General features: G+C 70.3%; 18 protein-coding genes and 1 pseudogene. 10 read left to right on the top strand and 9 right to left on the bottom strand.

What is annotated here, in order from left to right; all coding sequences use genetic code 11:
* The first annotated feature begins 15 nt into the window (after positions 1-15).
* Positions 16-1,389: an MFS transporter gene (locus tag G7071_RS08925; RefSeq protein ID WP_166317575.1), complete on the top strand. Its 1,374-nt coding sequence runs from the start codon at positions 16-18 to the stop codon at positions 1,387-1,389.
* Positions 1,390-1,441: 52 nt separating this feature from the next.
* Here the strand turns inward: G7071_RS08925 and G7071_RS08920 are convergent, their stop codons facing one another.
* Genes G7071_RS08920 through G7071_RS08900 form a run of 5 tightly spaced genes read right to left on the bottom strand, consistent with a single transcriptional unit; the run spans position 1,442 to position 4,899 of the window.
* Complete coding sequence (locus G7071_RS08920; protein WP_166317572.1) at positions 1,442-1,942, bottom strand: gluconokinase; 501 nt, start codon at positions 1,940-1,942, stop codon at positions 1,442-1,444.
* Positions 1,942-3,252, bottom strand: a complete 1,311-nt coding sequence (locus tag G7071_RS08915; RefSeq protein WP_166317569.1) for a DUF2252 domain-containing protein — start codon at positions 3,250-3,252, stop codon at positions 1,942-1,944. The genes G7071_RS08920 and G7071_RS08915 overlap by 1 nt, the downstream gene beginning before the upstream one ends.
* Positions 3,253-3,272: 20 nt before the next feature.
* Positions 3,273-3,680 (bottom strand): SRPBCC family protein, encoded by a 408-nt coding sequence (locus tag G7071_RS08910; RefSeq protein ID WP_246210590.1) that lies wholly within the window; start codon positions 3,678-3,680, stop codon positions 3,273-3,275.
* Between the two features lie 35 nt (positions 3,681-3,715).
* The gene (locus G7071_RS08905) at positions 3,716-4,360 is read right to left on the bottom strand and encodes an MOSC domain-containing protein (RefSeq protein WP_166317566.1); all 645 of its coding nucleotides are present in this window, start codon (positions 4,358-4,360) and stop codon (positions 3,716-3,718) included.
* Between the two features lie 35 nt (positions 4,361-4,395).
* Complete coding sequence (locus tag G7071_RS08900) at positions 4,396-4,899, bottom strand: SRPBCC family protein (protein ID WP_246210589.1); 504 nt, start codon at positions 4,897-4,899, stop codon at positions 4,396-4,398.
* Between the two features lie 95 nt (positions 4,900-4,994).
* Between G7071_RS08900 and G7071_RS08895 the strand changes: the two genes are divergently transcribed.
* The gene (locus G7071_RS08895) at positions 4,995-5,585 is read left to right on the top strand and encodes a TetR/AcrR family transcriptional regulator (RefSeq protein WP_166317563.1); all 591 of its coding nucleotides are present in this window, start codon (positions 4,995-4,997) and stop codon (positions 5,583-5,585) included.
* 28 nt (positions 5,586-5,613) lie between these two features.
* On the top strand, positions 5,614-7,254 hold the full coding sequence (locus G7071_RS08890) for a phospho-sugar mutase (RefSeq protein ID WP_166317560.1): 1,641 nt from the start codon (positions 5,614-5,616) through the stop codon (positions 7,252-7,254).
* Position 7,255: 1 nt separating this feature from the next.
* On the opposite strand, the gene G7071_RS08885 is transcribed toward G7071_RS08890, so the two are convergent.
* Positions 7,256-7,843 (bottom strand): hypothetical protein, encoded by a 588-nt coding sequence (locus G7071_RS08885; RefSeq protein WP_166317557.1) that lies wholly within the window; start codon positions 7,841-7,843, stop codon positions 7,256-7,258.
* A 52-nt stretch (positions 7,844-7,895) separates the two neighbouring features.
* Between G7071_RS08885 and deoC the strand changes: the two genes are divergently transcribed.
* The 4 genes from deoC to G7071_RS19640 are packed head-to-tail and all read left to right on the top strand — an operon-like array spanning position 7,896 to position 11,212.
* Positions 7,896-8,861: a deoxyribose-phosphate aldolase gene (gene deoC / locus G7071_RS08880; protein WP_246210588.1), complete on the top strand. Its 966-nt coding sequence runs from the start codon at positions 7,896-7,898 to the stop codon at positions 8,859-8,861.
* 11 nt (positions 8,862-8,872) lie between these two features.
* The gene (locus G7071_RS08875) at positions 8,873-10,348 is read left to right on the top strand and encodes an aldehyde dehydrogenase family protein (protein ID WP_166317551.1); all 1,476 of its coding nucleotides are present in this window, start codon (positions 8,873-8,875) and stop codon (positions 10,346-10,348) included.
* A 1-nt stretch (position 10,349) separates the two neighbouring features.
* Complete coding sequence (locus tag G7071_RS19645) at positions 10,350-10,838, top strand: aldehyde dehydrogenase family protein (protein ID WP_281351768.1); 489 nt, start codon at positions 10,350-10,352, stop codon at positions 10,836-10,838.
* A complete protein-coding gene (locus tag G7071_RS19640) occupies positions 10,835-11,212 on the top strand; it encodes an aldehyde dehydrogenase family protein (RefSeq protein WP_281351767.1) in 378 nt (125 codons plus the stop codon). Before G7071_RS19645 ends, G7071_RS19640 begins: the two co-directional genes overlap by 4 nt.
* Positions 11,213-11,272: 60 nt before the next feature.
* Here the strand turns inward: G7071_RS19640 and G7071_RS08865 are convergent, their stop codons facing one another.
* On the bottom strand, positions 11,273-12,943 hold the full coding sequence (locus G7071_RS08865) for a VWA domain-containing protein (RefSeq protein WP_166317548.1): 1,671 nt from the start codon (positions 12,941-12,943) through the stop codon (positions 11,273-11,275).
* A 115-nt stretch (positions 12,944-13,058) separates the two neighbouring features.
* On the opposite strand from G7071_RS08865, the gene G7071_RS08860 reads away from it, so the two are divergent.
* On the top strand, positions 13,059-13,658 hold the full coding sequence (locus G7071_RS08860) for a nucleoside/nucleotide kinase family protein (protein WP_166317545.1): 600 nt from the start codon (positions 13,059-13,061) through the stop codon (positions 13,656-13,658).
* Complete coding sequence (locus G7071_RS08855) at positions 13,655-14,233, top strand: hypothetical protein (RefSeq protein WP_166317542.1); 579 nt, start codon at positions 13,655-13,657, stop codon at positions 14,231-14,233. The genes G7071_RS08860 and G7071_RS08855 overlap by 4 nt, the downstream gene beginning before the upstream one ends.
* On the opposite strand, the gene G7071_RS08850 is transcribed toward G7071_RS08855, so the two are convergent.
* The gene (locus G7071_RS08850; RefSeq protein WP_425489422.1) at positions 14,199-15,275 is read right to left on the bottom strand and encodes an adenosine deaminase; all 1,077 of its coding nucleotides are present in this window, start codon (positions 15,273-15,275) and stop codon (positions 14,199-14,201) included. The two genes, G7071_RS08855 and G7071_RS08850, sit on opposite strands and share 35 nt — an antisense overlap.
* Before the next feature lie 33 nt (positions 15,276-15,308).
* Between G7071_RS08850 and G7071_RS08845 the strand changes: the two genes are divergently transcribed.
* Positions 15,309-15,761, top strand: coding sequence for a MaoC family dehydratase (locus tag G7071_RS08845; protein WP_166317536.1), 453 nt, complete (start codon positions 15,309-15,311; stop codon positions 15,759-15,761).
* Positions 15,762-15,767: 6 nt separating this feature from the next.
* Here the strand turns inward: G7071_RS08845 and G7071_RS08840 are convergent.
* Positions 15,768-17,053: pseudogene (locus G7071_RS08840) on the bottom strand (thymidine phosphorylase).
* Position 17,054: the final 1 nt, after the last annotated feature.

The following is a 17,054-nucleotide window of genomic DNA, read 5'->3' as shown; positions in this document are numbered from 1 at the left end:
AGAAAGGCACCACCCATGTCAACGTCGACCCAGTCATCCGGAAGCCCGGCCAGCGCGACAGAGCCGGAGAAGGCCAACATCGTCAAGGTCGTGTTCGCCTCGCTCATCGGCACCGCCGTCGAGTGGTACGACTTCTTCCTCTACGGTTCGGCAGCCGCTCTCGTCTTCGGCAGCCTGTTCTTCCCCGAGAGCGAGCCGGCCACCGCGACGCTCCTCGCCTTCGGCACCTACGCCCTCGGCTTCGTGGCCCGTCCCCTCGGCGGCGTCGTCTTCGGCCACTTCGGAGACCGGGTCGGGCGAAAGAAGATGCTCGTCGTCTCGCTGCTGCTGATGGGCGTGGCGACGTTCGCGATCGGCCTGCTGCCGACGTACGCCTCCATCGGCATCGCCGCCCCGATCCTGCTCCTCGCCTGTCGGCTCGTGCAGGGCTTCGCCGTCGGCGGCGAGTGGGGTGGCGCGGTGCTGATGGCAGCCGAGCACGGGACCGACAGCCAACGCGGCTTCTGGTCCTCGTGGCCGCAGGCCGGCGTCGCTCTGGGAAACCTGTTCGCCACCGGGGTGCTCTGGGTGCTGGCCTCCGTGCAGTCCGACGACGCGTTCAACGCGTGGGGCTGGCGCATCCCGTTCCTGCTCAGCGCCGTGCTCGTCATCATCGGCCTGTGGGTCCGCCTGTCGATCGAGGAGTCGCCGGTCTTCAACGAGGCCCACGCCGAGATCGAGGCGAGCGGCAAGAAGCACCTGCCCATCCTCGCGGTGATCAAGCTCTATCCCCGGGAGGTCTTCGTGGCGATGGGCATGCGGATGGCCGAGAACATCTCCTACTACCTCTTCACCGTCATCTCGATCACCTTCCTGACGACATATGTGGGCACTGCCGAGGACAAGGGGATGATCCTCAAGGCGCTCCTCATCGGCGCGGTCGTGCACTTCGTGACGATCCCGCTCTTCGGAGCGCTGTCCGACCGGGTCGGCCGGCGTCCGCTCTACCTCGCCGGTGCCGTCGGCGTGGCCGCCTGGTCCTGGATCTTCTTCGACCTGATCGGCAGCAAGGACGAGTCCACGATCATCCTCGCGGTCGTCGTCGGGCTGATCCTGCACGCGTTGATGTACGCCCCCCAGGCTGCCTTCTTCTCCGAGCTGTTCGGGACCTCGGTGCGCTACACCGGCGCCTCGGTGGGCTACCAGCTGGCGTCGATCTTCGCCGGCGCGCTGGCGCCGATCATCGCGGTCGCACTGCTCGGCGCCGCCACCCTGGGTGACACCAACGTCAACCTGGTCGCGATCTACATGACGGTCGCCTCGGTGATCACGCTGGTCGCGGTCTACTTCGCCAAGGAGACGCGGGCATCCTCACTGCGTCATGACCGGGTGCTCCCCGACGCCCACTGACGCGTCAGCATCTGCCCAGGCCGGCCCGCGTCCCCGACGCGGGTCGGCCTGGTCACGTCCGGCCGGATGCCTCGACGTATTTCTCCACGATGTCTGCGACACCCGTGCCGGCGTCGACGACCATGCCTGGCTCATCGGGCTCCAGAGGCTCGAGCGTCTCCAGCTGTGAGCGCAACATGGCCGGAGGCATGAAGTGGCCAGACCTGCTCGCCAGGCGCTCCGCCAGCACGTCGGCGTCCGCGCTCAGGTGCAGGAAGCCGACAGCGGGGGCATGGCTGCGCAGCAGGTCGCGATAGGAGCGCTTCAGCGCCGAGCAGGCCGTCACGCCGCCGCCCTCGGCGTGGTCGGCGAGCCAGTGACCGACGAGCTCCAGCCACGGCAGTCGGTCGCGGTCGTCCAACGCTCGACCCGAGGCCATCTTCGCGACGTTCGCCTCCGGGTGGAGGTCGTCGGCGTCGCAGAACGGGACGTCGAGCGCGCGGGCGAGTGACGCGCCGACGGTCGTCTTGCCGGAGCCGGAGAGCCCGGTCACCACCACGAGCGGCGCCGGCATCAGGTCGCCGCGATCCCCATCTTGCCCTCGCGGAAGGCATCCACGAAGAGTGCGTGGTCCTCGCGCACACGCAGCGCGTAGTCGATCCCCCACTGGCCGAGCCAGTCGACGAACTCCCTGCGCCCACCCTTGACCGAGGCGATGACGGCGTCCTCGACGGAGATGTCGACGAGGTCCTGCTGACTGTCCTCGTCAGAGGCACAGTGGATCTTGGCGGTGGCCCGGCCCAGGTGGTCGACGACGACCTGCATCTGCTTCGGCTCGTTGATGTCGCCCCAGTCGAGGTCCACCTCGTAGGGCGAGACCTCGCTGACGACGTAGCCCACCCCGTCGATGCTCGTGTGACCCGCCAACGGGTCGGTGTGGACCTGGAGAGCGCGCTGGCTGACGATCGTGCGCTGTCCCTCGTGCTCGAAGTAGCTGTCGACCTCCTCGGTGTCGACGAAGCGTGAGACGGCCGGGACGTTGGCCTGCTTCATCGACAGCACGACGTCGTTGTCGAGCGCCTGGCTGTAGCCCTCCACCAGCACGTTGTAGGCAGGCAGCCCAGCGCTGCCGATCCCGAAGCCGCTCTTGGACACGACGTCGCGCAGCTCGTAGAAGAGGTCGCGGTCGAAGCGCTTCGACTCCGGGATGGTGTCGAGGTAGGCCCTGAACGCCGCGACCACCTTGGCGCGGTGCTCGCGGTCGAGGCGCTGCGCTGACTCGTCCTCGATGAACCGTCGCACCCCGCCGGTCACGACTGTCACCGAGTCGAGCAGGTCTGCCCGGCGGAGCATCCGTGCACGCTCCAACGCGCCGAGCACCGGACCGGTGGCGTTCTCGAGCGTGATCGCGAAGTCCTCGTCGTCGTCGACGTCGGCGTAGTGGTCGACCTGGGCGAGGTAGGAGCGGGCGTAGCGTGCGATGAGCCGTCGGACTGCTTCCTCGGGCAGCGCCTTCTGCCAGCCGATCAGGGCCAGGCTGGCGGCGAAACGCTGCAGGTCCCAGGTGTAGCGGCCGAGATAGGCCTCGTCGAAGTCGTTGACGTCGAAGATCAGTCGGCCGTGGGAGTTGAGGTAGGTGCCGAAGTTCTCCACGTGCAGGTCGCCGTGGATCCAGATCCGCTCGGCGCCGTGTTGCGCCCACCCGGCTTCCTCCTGGGTGACGTCGGCATAGAACAGGCACGCGGTGCCGCGATAGAACGCGTGCGGATCGCTCGCCATCTTTCGATACTTCGCACGGAAGGCTGTCGGGTCGGCCCTCATCATCGGCGCGAAGGCGTCGCGCAGCACCTCCACGATGACGGCCGTACGGTCCGCTCTGGGCATGCTTGGCACTCTAGGGGCACCTAGGCGTCGGGGCGCGCCGTCCGGGCTCCCAAGCCGCCCTCACATCCGGCCATCATGTGGTCGTGGTTCCACTCCAGCAGCGGACGGAGCACGCGGGCGGCAGCTGACAGCCCGCGGTGGGCCACGCTGACCTCCTGGGTGTAGGACACCCCGGTGCCGTCGGCGTCGCCCACGAGCTCGAAGGTCGCCGAGCCACTCAGGTCGCCATGGATCTTGACCTCCAGGAGGCCGGGTTCTCGGCGTCGGGCGTGGAGCACCAGGTCGAGGGTGTAGGGAAGCCGCGACCGGCACAACACGCGCGCGGTGTCGTCGTCGATCTTGGCCACCGCCATCACCTGGGGCCACCAGTGGGGGTAGTGCTCGAGGTCGACCAGGACACCCTGGACGTGTTCGACCGGGGCAGCCACCCACCATCGTCGATCGAACCGGAACGTGGCCGGCCTCATCGCCTGGCGGCCAGCCACTCGTGCTCCTCGGCCCAGAGCACCTCGGCCGCGAGGACCTGGCGGGAGAGGTCGCGATCGCCCATCAGCGCCCTGAAGACCATCGGCACCGTCACGTCGTGACCCGGACGTTCGACGACCTCGATCGGGTCGCCCCGTTCGATGACGCCTGCCTCGCGGACCGCGAGATAGGCACCGGTGCGTCCCCTCGCTGCGAACCGCCTGATCCACTGCGCCTCGCCCATGTGGGCGGCGAAGGTCCCGCAGGGGATCCGTGGTCCGCAGACCTCGAGCAACGCCGCTCCGACCCGCCAGGTCTCGCCGACCAGGGCGTCGTCGACAGCGAGCCCGCGGGTGGTGAGGTTCTCCCCGAAGACGCCGTCGGGCAGCGCACGCCCCAGGTCGGCAGCCCAGCGGTCGAGCTCCTCGCCGGCAAAGGCATAGACGGCCTTGGTGTCGCCGCCGTGGTGCTTGCGCGAGCCGATCTCGTCGCCGACCACCCCGCTGCCGAGCCCGTCGTGCCGCGGGCCCGGCCGGCGGACCTCGATCCGGGGCTGGGGCTGCTTGCGGATCGCGCTGCCCCTCCTCAGACCGGGCACAGGGCTCAGGGCGCCGGTGTTGACGGAGCGAACGGTGGCACGCACGTGGCACACGCTAGCCGGGTCGCCGACAGGCCGACTCAGCCCTCGGCGGCGACCTTGATCCGCTCGAGCGTCTCGCGCATGCCCGCGCGCAGGACCTGCGTGAAGACCTCCTGGCCCCCCATGAAGCCGTCGGTCAGCTGGCGGGCCAGGTCGGAGATCCCCTCCGGGACCGCACGCCGCTCGATGAGCCGGGTGCCGCCGTCGGCGCCGGGCTCGAGGGTGAAGGACCACACCGCCCAGTTCTCCTCCACCCGGAACGCGATCTCGCGTTCGGGGACGAACCTGACCACCTCGCTGTGGGTGGTCCACGTCAGGTCCTGCCCGTCCGGCGATCTCTCGAGGTTGTGGTTGACGAACCGGGCGCCCGACCCGATCTCGGCGCTGTCCGGGAGGAGCTCGCAGTGGGTCACCTGTGGGCTCCAGTCGGCCAGTCGCCGTACGTCACCGACCAGCTCCCACACCCTGCCAGGGGGCGCCTCGATGTCGACAGCGTCCTCGAGCAGCGGTTCGACACCTGCGGTCATGTCGTGCGTGGCCATGGTTCCTCCCAGAATGCGATCGATCGGACGTAGAGTTCTGCCGCAGGCTATCGATCCGCGAACTCGACGTCCAGTCGGACGCATACACTGGCCTCATGACCTCACCGCAGCGCCTCGACGGCCGTCGGGTCCGGGGAGACGCCACCCGCCGGCGGGCGGCGCGCCAAGCCGCCGACATCGCCACGACCCACGGCCTCGACTCGGTCACGGTGGGTTCGCTGGCGACCGCCACAGGCCTGAGCAAGAGCGGCATCCTCACCGTCTTCGGCAACCGCGAGGCCATCCTGGTCGCCGCGGTCGCCGAGGCCCGGACGGTCTACGTCGCCAACGTCATCGCCCCGGCGTGGCACCACGAGCCGGGGGCCCCAAGACTCCGCGCTCTCCTCGACTCCTGGGTGGACTACCTGCGCCGGAGGGTGTTTCCCGGTGGCTGCTTCATCAACGCCACCTCGACGGAGTTCAGCCACCGGGAGGGCCCGGTCGCCGACGCGGTCCGCGAGCTCGCCCGTGAGTGGCTCGACCTGCTGGAGACCGAGCTCGAGACGGCCGGCTCGGCCCGGCCGGCAGACGACGCCTTCACGATCGACGCCCTCCTCAACGCCGGCAACGTCCGGCGGGAGCTGTTCGACGACGACGCCGAGCTCGACCGCGCCCGCGCACTCGCCCTCGAGGTCATCGACCGCTGATCTGCGGCCACAGCGATAGCGTGCCCACATGGACGCCGACCTGATCACCCGTGCCCGCGCCTGGGCAGCCGAGGACCCCGACGAGCTGACGCGCGCCGAGCTGGAGCGGATCGTCGAGGCCGTCGAGGCGGGTGCCGACCGGGCAGACCTCGCCGACCGCTTCGCAGGCACCCTCGAGTTCGGTACGGCGGGCCTGCGCGGCGCCCTCGGGGCCGGACCCAACCGGATGAACCGCGTCGTCGTGGTCCGGGCGGCGGCCGGCCTGGCGGCCTACCTCAACGACACCGGACACCGCGGCGGCAGCGTCGTCATCGGCTTCGACGCCCGCCACAACAGCGACGTGTTCGCCCGCGACACCGCCGAGGTGATGACCGGCGCCGGACTCAAGGCGCTGGTCATGCCCAGGCCGCTGCCCACCCCGCTGCTGGCCTACGCCATCCGCGAGCTCGGGTGCGCCGCAGGGGTGATGGTCACCGCGAGCCACAACCCGCCCCAGGACAACGGCTACAAGGTCTATCTCGGGGACGGCAGCCAGATCGTGCCGCCGGCCGACACCGAGATCGCGGCCCGCATCGCCGCGGTCGGAGCGCTCGCCGACGTCCCACGCGGCGGCGTCGGCACCGTGGTCGGGGAGAACATCGTCGACCGCTATCTCGACACCGTCGCCGACCTGGCCCAGGACGGACCGCGCGACCTCAACATCGTCTACACCCCCCTGCACGGTGTCGGCGGCAGCACGGTCGTCCAGGTCCTCGAGACGGCTGGCTTCAGTGCCCCGCACGTCGTCGAGCAGCAGGAACAGCCCGACGCCGACTTCCCGACGGTGGCCTTCCCCAACCCCGAGGAGCCCGGCGCCATGGACCTGGCCATGGCCCTGGCGGCGAAGACGGACGCCGACCTGGTCGTGGCCAACGACCCGGACGCCGATCGCTGCGCCGCTGCGATCCGCGGTCCCCACGGCTGGCGGATGCTCCGCGGCGACGAGGTCGGCGCGCTCCTGGCCGACCACCTCCTCGCCGCCGGCCGACAGGGCACGTTCGCCTGCTCGATCGTGTCCTCGAGCCTCCTCGGCAAGCTCGCCGCCGCGGCAGGACAGCCCTATGCGGAGACCCTCACGGGCTTCAAGTGGATCGCCAAGGTCGACGGTCTCGCCTTCGGCTACGAGGAGGCCCTCGGCTACTGCGTCGACCCGGAGCACGTCAAGGACAAGGACGGGGTCTCCGCCCTGCTGATGGTCTGCGAGATCGCAGCGCAGGCCAAGGCGGACGGCCGGACCCTGCACGACCTGCTCGACGACATCGCAGCCCGGCACGGCTTGCACGCCACCGACCAGCTCTCGGTGCGCTTCGAGGACCTCGCCGCGATCCCCGCCACCATGCAGCGCCTGCGCGAGGCACCTCCTGCCGTCCTCGGTGGACTTGCCGTCGAACGGGTCGAGGACCTCTCGCTCGGCAGCGACGCCCTCCCGGCGACCGACGGCCTGCGGTTCTTCCTCGCCCACGGAGCGCGGGTGATCGTCCGCCCCAGCGGCACCGAGCCCAAGGTGAAGTGCTATCTCGAGGTCGTCATCCCGGTCGACGCCGAGGACGGGGTCGACGCAGCGCGCATCGCGGCGGTCGGGCGGCTCGACGCCATCAAGGGCGACATCCGGGCGGCCGCCGGACTCTGAGTCAGAGCAGGAGGGCGGCCACCAGGGCCACGGCCGAGGCGAGCAACAACCCCGTCGGCAGCCAGGCCACCTGTCGGCGTACGCCCCGGGCCAGCTCTGCCTGCTCGTCGGAGAGGAGGGTCACGCCCGCGGCGGTCCGGGCCCGCTCCATGCGCCGGTGGAGGTCCTCCACCACGAAGTCGGCGTAGTCGACACCGGCGACGCGCACCTCCTCCGACCGGGTCCACCCGCGGCGCTCGGCCACCACGTCCTTTCCCCACGACTTGCCCACGACCGGCGAGACATAGCGCTTGCCCGCACGCACCGCCAGCACCTGGGTGACCGCCAGCTGCTCGATCGCTGCCAGCGGGATCCGGATCGTGTCGACCATGTTGCGCATCACCAGCTCGTCGGCGGTGACCGTGAGCGTGGGCCGGAGCATCGCAGCCCACGCGAGGACTCCGACCAGGACGGCACCCGCGGCCCACGACGCCTCCGACTCGCGTATGGCGACCACCGCGACCACAGCGGCAGTGACCGCCACGAAGCTGCCCAAGAACCGGCCGGCCGTCGGCCGGATGGTCTGTGCCTCCTCGTGCTGGCCGGGCATGTGTGCTCCTCTGCGTTGCCGTGCTGGGCGCAGCCAACCCTATGCTGGGTCGGTGACGACACCTGCCGCCCCGACGACGAGCTCGGGAGCCTTCGACGACATCACCGCGTCGGACTCCTCGCTGCGCCGCTTCCTGCACGGACTCCCCGGTGTCGACCAGGTCGGGGCCGAGGCCCGGGCCGCCGGTCTGGGCACCCGCTCGATCAAGACGACCGCCAAGGCGTTCGCGATCGACCTGGCCATCCGGATGGTCGACCTCACCACGCTGGAGGGGCAGGACACCCACGGCAAGGTCCGCGCCCTGGCCGCCAAGGCGATGCGCCCGGACCCCGCCGACGCGACCTGTCCCTCGGTCGCGGCTGTCTGCGTCTATCCCGACATGGTCGGTGCTGCGAAGCAGACCCTGGGCGAGTCGGGCGTCAAGGTGGCTGCGGTCGCGACGGCCTTCCCGAGCGGGCGGGCAGCCCTCGACATCAAGCTCGCCGACACCCGCGACGCGGTCGAGGCGGGTGCCGACGAGATCGACATGGTCATCGACCGGGGGGCGTTCCTCTCCGGGCACTACCTGCAGGTCTTCGAGGAGATCCTCGCCGTCAAGGAGGCCTGTGGCGATGCCCACCTCAAGATCATCTTCGAGACCGGCGAGCTGCAGACCTATGACAACGTCCGGCGCGCTTCCTGGCTGGGCATGTTGGCGGGGGGTCACTTCATCAAGACCTCGACGGGCAAGGTCCAGCCTGCCGCGACGCTGCCGGTCACGATGATCATGCTCGAGGCCGTGCGTGACTTCCGCGCGCAGACCGGCCAGATGGTCGGGGTGAAGCCGGCCGGCGGCATCCGGTCCTCCAAGGACGCCATCAAGTACCTCGTGATGGTCAACGAGGTCGCCGGGCCCGACTGGCTCGATCCCGACTGGTTCCGCTTCGGCGCCTCCACCCTGCTCAACGACCTGCTGATGCAGCGCACCAAGATGACCACCGGCCGCTACTCCGGCCCCGACTACTTCACGCTGGACTGAGGCGAGCACACATGGTCAAGGTTCCTGAAAAGGCGACGCCCTTCTTCGAATACGCCCCGGCCCCCGAGTCGCGAGCGATCGTCGACATCAAGGCGTCCTACGGCCTGTTCATCGACGGAGAGTTCGTCGACGGGCACGGCAAGAGCTTCAAGACGATCAACCCGGCGACCGAAGAGGTCCTGGCCGAGGTCGCGGAGGCGGACGAGGCCGACGTCGACCTGGCCGTGCAGGCCGCCCGGCGCGCCCACTCCCGGGTCTGGGGGCGCATGCCCGGCAGCGAGCGCGCGAAATACCTGTTCCGCATCGCGCGGATCATCTCCGAGCGCAGTCGCGAGCTGGCCGTCCTGGAGTCGATCGACAACGGCAAGCCGATCAAGGAGTCGCGCGACGTCGACGTCCCGATCGTCGCGGCCCACTTCTTCTACTACGCGGGCTGGGCCGACAAGCTCTCCCACGCCGGCCTCGGCCCTGACCCGAGGCCCCTGGGAGTCGCGGGCCAGATCATCCCCTGGAACTTCCCGCTGCTGATGCTGGCGTGGAAGATCGCGCCCGCCCTGGCGGCCGGCAACACCGTGGTCCTCAAGCCTGCCGAGACGACCCCGCTCACCGCGCTGCTGTTCGCCGAGATCTGCCAGCAGGCCGACCTGCCCGCCGGGGTCGTCAACATCGTCACCGGTGCCGGCGCCACGGGTCAGGCGCTCGTGGCCCACGCAGGTGTCGACAAGGTCGCCTTCACCGGGTCGACCGAGGTCGGGAAGGCCATCGCCCGCACCGTGGCCGGCACGACCAAGAAGGTCACCCTCGAGCTCGGCGGCAAGGCCGCCAACATCGTCTTCGACGACGCCCCGATCGACCAGGCCATCGAGGGGATCGTCAACGGCATCTTCTTCAACCAGGGTCACGTCTGTTGCGCGGGCTCGCGCCTGCTGGTGCAGGAGTCGGTCGCAGACGAGGTCCTGGAGCGGCTCAAGCGCCGCATGTCGACCCTGCGGGTGGGCGACCCGCTCGACAAGAACACCGACGTCGGCGCGATCAACTCGGCCGAGCAGCTGGCCCGGATCCACGAGCTGTCGGACGTCGGGGAGTCGGAGGGCGGACAGCGCTGGTCGCCGGCGTGCGAGCTGCCTGCCAACGGTTTCTGGTTCCCGCCCACGCTCTTCACCGGCGTCACGCAGGCCCATCGCATCGCGCGCGAGGAGATCTTCGGTCCGGTGCTGTCCGTGCTGACCTTCCGGACTCCGGCCGAGGCCGTGGAGAAGGCCAACAACACGCCGTACGGCCTCTCGGCCGGCGTGTGGACCGACAAGGGTTCGCGCATCCTCTGGATGGCCAACCAGCTCCGTGCCGGCGTGGTGTGGGCCAACACCTTCAACAAGTTCGACCCGACCTCGCCGTTCGGCGGCTACAAGGAGTCGGGCTACGGCCGCGAGGGCGGGATCCCCGGCCTGGCCGCCTATCTCAACCCGGACTCGAAGGCAGGGGCCTGACATGGCGCGCATCGACGTGAAGAAGACCTACAAGCTCTACATCGGCGGCGACTTCCCCCGCTCGGAGTCGGGGCGCACCTTCGTGGTCAACGACGCGGCCGGCAACCTGCTCGCGAATGCTGCGCAGGCCAGCCGCAAGGACGCCCGAGACGCAGTGGTCGCGGCCCGCAAGGCGTTCGGACCCTGGTCGGCCAGGACCGCCTACAACCGCGGCCAGGTGGTCTATCGCATCGCCGAGGTGCTCGAGGGCCGGCGCGACCAGTTCGTCGCCGAGCTCCGCGCCAGCGAGGGGATCACGGCCGCCAAGGCCAACGCCTACGTCGACGCGGCCATCGACCGGTTGGTCTGGTATGCGGGCTGGGCCGACAAGATCACCCAGGTCGTCGGGTCGGCCAACCCGGTGGCCGGACCCTTCTTCAACATCTCCTCCCCCGAGCCGACCGGCGTCGTCGCCGTCGTGGCCCCCCGGGTCCGCTGCTGGCGCTGGTGAGCGTGGTGGCGCCGGTCATCGTGACCGGCAACACCTGCGTGGTGGTCGCCAGCGAGGCCTATCCCCTCACGGCGATCACGCTGGCGGAGGTGATGGCGACCTCCGACCTGCCCGGTGGGGTGGTCAACGTCCTCACCGGCTCGGTGCCCGAGATCGCGCCGTGGCTGGCCTCCCACATGGACGTCAACGGCCTCGACCTCACCGGTGTCGGCGACGGCGAGCTCGCGACGTCGCTCGAGGTGGCGGCGGCCGACAACCTCAAGCGCGTACGCCGAGCGCCGGCCGCCCCGGTGGACTGGCTGGCCACTCCCGGCATCGACCGGCTGACCGACTGGCTCGAGACCAAGACGGTCTGGCACCCGATCGGGATCTGACGGTCCGAAATGCAGTCCTCGCCGGTGCCCCGAGGGGCACCGGCGAGGAAGGTGTGACGACTAGCGGCTCAGCAGGGTGGAGGCGAGCACCGTCAGGATGTCGTCGGGCTGCAGCACCGGGTAGGCGCCACTGGCGGCGACGTCGGCGGAGGCAGCGATCTCCTCCAAGGTGGCCATGTCGGCGCTGTCCGTCAGGCCGATGGCGATGATCCGCACGGGCCGCTCGGGGTCGAAGAGCCCCGAGATCTCGCGCTTGAGCTTCGTGAGCGAGATCGAGTTCGCGTCCTCGTTGGGTCCGTCGGTGAAGACCACCAGGGAGTTCTGGTAGTACGGGTTGTACTGCCGGGTGGCCTCCTGGTAGGCGGCGAGGATCGAGTCATAGAGACCGGAACCGCCGCCCGTCTGGTTCGGCAGGCTTTCCGCCTGGTCGAGCATGAAGTCCACGTGGGTCCGGCCCTGCCCGATCGGGGCGTCGAGCCGCTTCAGCGGAGCCACCTCACGCCAGTCCTGCCCTCCGGGCCGCTGGTTGGTGGAGAAGACCCGGAAGCCGAGTCGAGCCGCGTCCGGGAACACCCCGAGGGCGGTCTTGGACGCGTCGGCGGCCAGCTCGACCCGCGACATGGTGCCGAACTGGGCCGCCATCGAGTCCGAGACCTCGATCAGGGCCAGGATGCTGGAAGGGGTCTTGAGGGAGTTGAAGCTCTTCATGACCGTGTCGATCTGCTCCTGCGGGACCGGCGGGAGCTGCTTCTGGGTGCTGACGCTCTCGCCGTCGGGCAGCGGCGACCCGTCCGGGCCACGCAGCTGGTCCTCGGCGATCGCCTCGACACCCTCGTCGGTCTTGAACCACGCCGCGATGGTCTCGCCGGTCCGTGCCACGACGTCGATGCCGCCCTGTCCGGGGGTGGTGACCTGGACGAGCGGGTAGTCGAGCATCGCGACGCCGTCGGCCGGGACCCGCCACTGCAGCGACTCGTTGCCACGCAGGGCGATCAGGTAGTCGCGCTCGGTGACGGGCACCATCTTGGGGCTGCCGGCCTCGAGGTTGTCGACGGTGACCAGCCCGGTCGTGCCGGAGGCGAGGTCGTCGCCGAACGCCTGGGCGACGGGGACCATCGTGTTCTGGGCAGCGGTCGGGTCGCCCTCACCGAAGGGGGTGACCAGCGCCATCGCGGACGCGCCGTCGCTGCTCGGGTCGGAGATCTCCAGGTGGGGCGAGGCCATGACCTCTGCCCAGCTGGCACCGGCCGGGGCCTTGATCCCGCCGGCGAGGCCGACCGGGGTGGTGGCGAGCGCGGGGACCAGGATGGTCCCGAGGCGCTCGTTGGCCACGAGCACGCTCTGCCACGCCGGGGAGTCGGGCACCCACAGGTCGGGCAGTGCGCTGTCGTCGTCACCGATGGCGGCCTCCTGGGCCTCGACGACGTCGGCGACGGTCGCGGTGGTGACCTCGATCTCGACGCACCGGATGTCGGTCGGCAACGAGTCCACCGCGTCCTCGACGAGGTCCGCCATGGCGGGGGCCGCGGCCACGCGAACCGTCGTGGTCTCGCACGCTACGCCGGCCGACTCGTCGTCGTTGCCGAGCGCCTGGGCGCCGGCCCAGCCGAGGGTTCCGACGAGAAGCACCGAGACGACCCCGATGATGGCGAGGCGTGACTTGCTGCGACCGGTGTCAGCGGGCTCGTCGTGGTGGTCGTCGGTCTCATCTTGCAGGTGGCTGCCGAACATTTGGTGCCTCTCGGTGTCGGCTGGGGAGCGTTGGGTCTGCGCAGACGATAGGCGCTGTCGCCCGCCACAGAAGGGCGAATGAACAAAATCGCGCCCGCCTGAGACACTCGTCACCGTGCGTGCCCGGGTGATCGTCCTCGCCGGCCCGAGCGGTGCCGGGAAGTCCCGGCTGGCCTCCCGCCTGGGACTGCCCGTCCTGCGCCTCGACGACTTCTACAAGTGCGGCGACGACCCCTCGCTGCCCCGGATCGCCCGCGGCGCCAACGCCGGCCTGGTCGACTGGGACGATCCGGCATCCTGGCTGCTGGATGACGCCGTCGCCGCGCTGAGCGACCTCTGTCACGACGGGACGGCCGTCGTGCCGATCTATGACATCGCCCTCAACGGACGCACCGGCACCCGCGTGCTCGACCTGGCTGGATCGCCCCTGTTCATCGCCGAGGGGATCTTCGCCCCGGAGGTGGTGCCGCCGTGTCGCGAGCGCGGGTTGCTGGCGTCGGCGTACTGCGTCACCCAGGCACCTCTGGTGACCTTCTGGCGGCGACTCGGTCGCGACCTGAGAGAACGCCGCAAGCCGCCCCTGGTGCTCGTTCGTCGCGGACTGGCCCTGCTGCGCGACCAGCGCCGCGTGGTGCGCCACGCCGTGCACCAGGGCTGCACGGTGGTCTCGCCCGAGGAGGCCTTGCGCCGCATCCGGTCAGGCGTCGGCTCATGACGCTCAGCGAGACCGGGAGGCTGGTGCTCGGCCGGCAGTTCCAGCAACCCGACCGTCGCAGCTGCGGTGCCGCCGTGGCCGTGGTCGCGGAGGCGCTGCGCAACGACACCTACGCCCGGCGGCTGCTCGCCGGCGGTGACGACGAGTTCGACCGCGAGGTGAGAGCCATGCACCGGCGGATCACCGGGCTCGTGGACGTGTCCGGCGCCCTGCAGCTGCCCTGGCCGCGCCCCTTGGGCACTCCCCCGGCGGCACTGGCCCGGCAGCTGGACCGAGGCCGGCGGCGGCGCGTGGTGGTGTCAGCGCGCACGCGACCAGGCGTGGCCTGGGCCCTCGTCGCAGCAGCCCTGCTTCGTGGGGACCTGGTCCCTGCCTATGTCGGCAGCCGCTGGCTGCCACGCCATGTCGTGCTGGTGGTCGAGGCCGGCGAGGAGGTGCTTCGCGCCTACGACCCGGCCACGGGACGAGTCCTGCGCATCACGCACTCCGAGTGGTTGCAGGGACGTCTGCGGGTGGCCGGCTGGCGTGTGCCCTGGCTGGTCATCGTGCCGCGAGAGCGGCATAGCCCGGCTTGATCACCTCGTCGATGATGGCGAGCCGTTCGTCGAAGGGCAGGAACGCCGACTTCATCGCGTTGATCGTGAACCACCGCAGGTCGTCGAGGTCGTGGCCGAACGCCTCGACGAGCCCGAGCATCTCGTCGGTCATCGTCGTCCGGCTCATCAGACGGTTGTCGGTGTTGACCGTGACGCGGAAGCGCAGCCGCGTCAGCAGGCCGATCGGGTGCTCGGCGATCGATGAGGCCGCACCGGTCTGGATGTTGGAGCGCGGGCACATCTCCAAGGGGATGCGGCGGTCGCGGACGAACGCCGCCAGCCGCCCGAGCTCGACCGAGCCGTCGTCGCGCACGGTGATGTCGTCGACGATCCGCACGCCGTGGCCGAGCCGGGCGGCGCCGCACCACTGGATCGCCTCCCAGATCGAGGGCAGCCCGAACGCCTCGCCGGCGTGGATGGTGAAGTGTGCGTTCTCCCGGCGGAGGTATTCGAACGCGTCGAGGTGGCGCGTGGGCGGGTGGCCGGCCTCGGCGCCAGCGATGTCGAACCCCGCCACCCCCCGGTCGCGCCAGGACACGGCCAGCTCGGCGATCTCCATCGACCTGGCCTGGTGACGCATGGCGGTCAGGAGCTGGCGCACGACGATCCGGCCACCGGCCGCCGCCACGCCCTCGTCGAACCCCCGTTGCACCGCCGCGACGACCTCGTCCGGGGTCAGCCCGCCGTTGACATGCTGCTCGGGGGCGTAGCGCACCTCGGCATACACCACACCGTCGGCGACGAGGTCCTCGACGCACTCCCGGGCGACCCTGCTCAGCGCCGGCGCGGTCTGCATCACGGCCACGGTGTGGTCGAAGGTCTCGAGGTAGCGCACCAGGGATCCCGAGTCGGCCGAGTCGACGAACCATGCTTCCAGCGACGCCGGGTCGGCCGCCGGCAGCTCGTGGCCGCACTCGGCTGCCAGGTCGAGCACCGTCTGCGGACGCAGTCCGCCGTCGAGGTGGTCGTGGAGCAGGACCTTGGGGGCGCGTCGGATCTCGCTGCGCGTCAGGGTGGTCATGCTCCTCATCCTGACAGCCCTATCCTTCGGTGCATGCGCACCTTCACCACGCTCGAGGAAGTCGCCGAGGCGGCCGGCACCGAGATCGGCACCACCGACTGGCTGCTCGTCGACCAGGCCCGGATCAATCTGTTCGCGGATGCGACCGGCGACCACCAATGGATCCACGTCGACGAGGAGCGCGCCAAGAGCGGCCCGTTCGGCGCCACCATCGCGCACGGCTTCCTCACCGTGAGCCTGCTCCCCCACTTCAACACCGAGTCGTTCGCGCTCGAGACCCCCGGCGCCCGCCTCAACTACGGGCTCAACAAGGTGCGGTTCCCGCACCCGGTCCCGGTCGACTCCCGGCTGCGCTCCCACGTGTCGTTCGGTGAGGTGACCGACCTGGCGAGCGGCAAGCAGCTGGTCATCAAGCACACCGTCGAGATCGAGGGCGTCGACAAGCCCGCTTGTGTTGCCGAGCTGGTCGTCCTGCTGCTGCCCTGACCGGAGTCAGCCGATCCGGTCGATGACGAGGTCCTGTGGGGTGAACGTCGCCGCACGCTGCTCGATGTCATAGCCGCCGTCGAGCGAGGCCAGCGCCCGCTCGAACCGGTCCGGCTCGTCGGTCAGGAGCGTGAAGAGCGGCTGCCCCTGCGTGACCGTGTCGCCGGGCCGGGCGTGCCACACGACCCCTGCCCCGGCCTGGACCGGGTCCTCCTTGCGGGCCCGGCCGGCACCGAGGCGCCAGGCGGCCAGCCCGACCGCCATCGCGTCGAGCCGGGTGAGGGTGCCGGCGGCGGGAGCCTCGACCACGTGCGACTCCTTGGCGACCGGCAGGTCGGCCTCCGGGTCTCCGCCCTGGGCGCTGATCATCGCTCGCCAGGCATCCATCGCGGAGCCGTCGGCCAGCTTGTCGGCCGGGTCGATGTCGGTGACGCCCGCTCCCGCAAGCATCTCGCGAGCCAGGGCAAGCGTCAGCTCGACGACGTCGGCGGGGCCGCCACCGGCGAGGACCTCGACCGACTCAGCCACCTCGATCGCGTTGCCGGCCGTCAGGCCCAGGGGCGTGCTCATGTCGGTCAGCAGGGCAACGGTGCGGACCCCTGCGTCGGTGCCGAGGCGGACCATCGTCTCGGCCAGCTCGCGCGCCCGGTCCACGTCCTTCATGAACGCACCCGTCCCGACCTTGACGTCGAGCACCAGGGCGCCGGTGCCCTCGGCGATCTTCTTCGACATGATCGAGGAGGCGATCAGCGGGATCGCCTCGACCGTGCCGGTGACGTCGCGCAACGCATAGAGCTTCTTGTCGGCGGGCGCGAGACCGTCGCCGGCCGCGCAGATCACGGCGCCCACGGACTCGAGCTGGGCGAACATCTCCTCGTTGGACAGCCCCGCCCGCCAGCCGGGGATGGCCTCGAGCTTGTCGAGGGTGCCGCCGGTGTGGCCCAGGCCTCGTCCCGAGAGCTGGGGTACGGCGACGCCGCACGCCGCGACCAGGGGGCCAGCGGCAGGGTGATCTTGTCGCCGACCCCACCGGTGGAGTGCTTGTCGGCGGTGGGCCGAGAGAGCGCCGAGAAGTCCATCCGCTCACCCGAGGCGATCATCGCGGCGGTCCAGCGGGCGATCTCTCGCTGCTCCATGCCGTTGAGCAGGATGGCCATCGCGAGCGCCGACATCTGCTCGTCGGCGACGTCACCGCGGGTGTAGGCACCGATCACCCAGTCGATCTGGCTGTCGGTGAGCTCCCGGCGGTCGCGCTTCGCGCTGATCACCTCGACGGCATCGTGTGTCGACATT

It is taken from the genome of Nocardioides piscis (assembly GCF_011300215.1).
Classification (GTDB): domain Bacteria; phylum Actinomycetota; class Actinomycetes; order Propionibacteriales; family Nocardioidaceae; genus Nocardioides; species Nocardioides piscis.
This window is presented reverse-complemented; position numbering and strand designations above follow the sequence as displayed.

Bases quoted from the DNA above. Each gene is read 5' to 3' on its own strand.
- G7071_RS08865 (WP_166317548.1), bottom strand. From the start codon at position 12,943: ATGTTCGGCAGCCACCTGCAAGATGAGACCGACGACCACCACGACGAG.
- G7071_RS08915 (WP_166317569.1), bottom strand. From the start codon at position 3,252: ATGCCCAGAGCGGACCGTACGGCCGTCATCGTGGAGGTGCTGCGCGAC.
- G7071_RS08920 (WP_166317572.1), bottom strand. From the start codon at position 1,942: ATGCCGGCGCCGCTCGTGGTGGTGACCGGGCTCTCCGGCTCCGGCAAG.
- G7071_RS19645 (WP_281351768.1), top strand. From the start codon at position 10,350: ATGGCGCGCATCGACGTGAAGAAGACCTACAAGCTCTACATCGGCGGC.
- G7071_RS08895 (WP_166317563.1), top strand. From the start codon at position 4,995: ATGACCTCACCGCAGCGCCTCGACGGCCGTCGGGTCCGGGGAGACGCC.
- G7071_RS08850 (WP_425489422.1), bottom strand. From the start codon at position 15,275: ATGACCACCCTGACGCGCAGCGAGATCCGACGCGCCCCCAAGGTCCTG.
- G7071_RS08845 (WP_166317536.1), top strand. From the start codon at position 15,309: ATGCGCACCTTCACCACGCTCGAGGAAGTCGCCGAGGCGGCCGGCACC.
- G7071_RS08885 (WP_166317557.1), bottom strand. From the start codon at position 7,843: ATGCCCGGCCAGCACGAGGAGGCACAGACCATCCGGCCGACGGCCGGC.
- G7071_RS08925 (WP_166317575.1), top strand. From the start codon at position 16: ATGTCAACGTCGACCCAGTCATCCGGAAGCCCGGCCAGCGCGACAGAG.
- G7071_RS08855 (WP_166317542.1), top strand. From the start codon at position 13,655: ATGACGCTCAGCGAGACCGGGAGGCTGGTGCTCGGCCGGCAGTTCCAG.
- G7071_RS08900 (WP_246210589.1), bottom strand. From the start codon at position 4,899: ATGGCCACGCACGACATGACCGCAGGTGTCGAACCGCTGCTCGAGGAC.
- G7071_RS08890 (WP_166317560.1), top strand. From the start codon at position 5,614: ATGGACGCCGACCTGATCACCCGTGCCCGCGCCTGGGCAGCCGAGGAC.
- G7071_RS08875 (WP_166317551.1), top strand. From the start codon at position 8,873: ATGGTCAAGGTTCCTGAAAAGGCGACGCCCTTCTTCGAATACGCCCCG.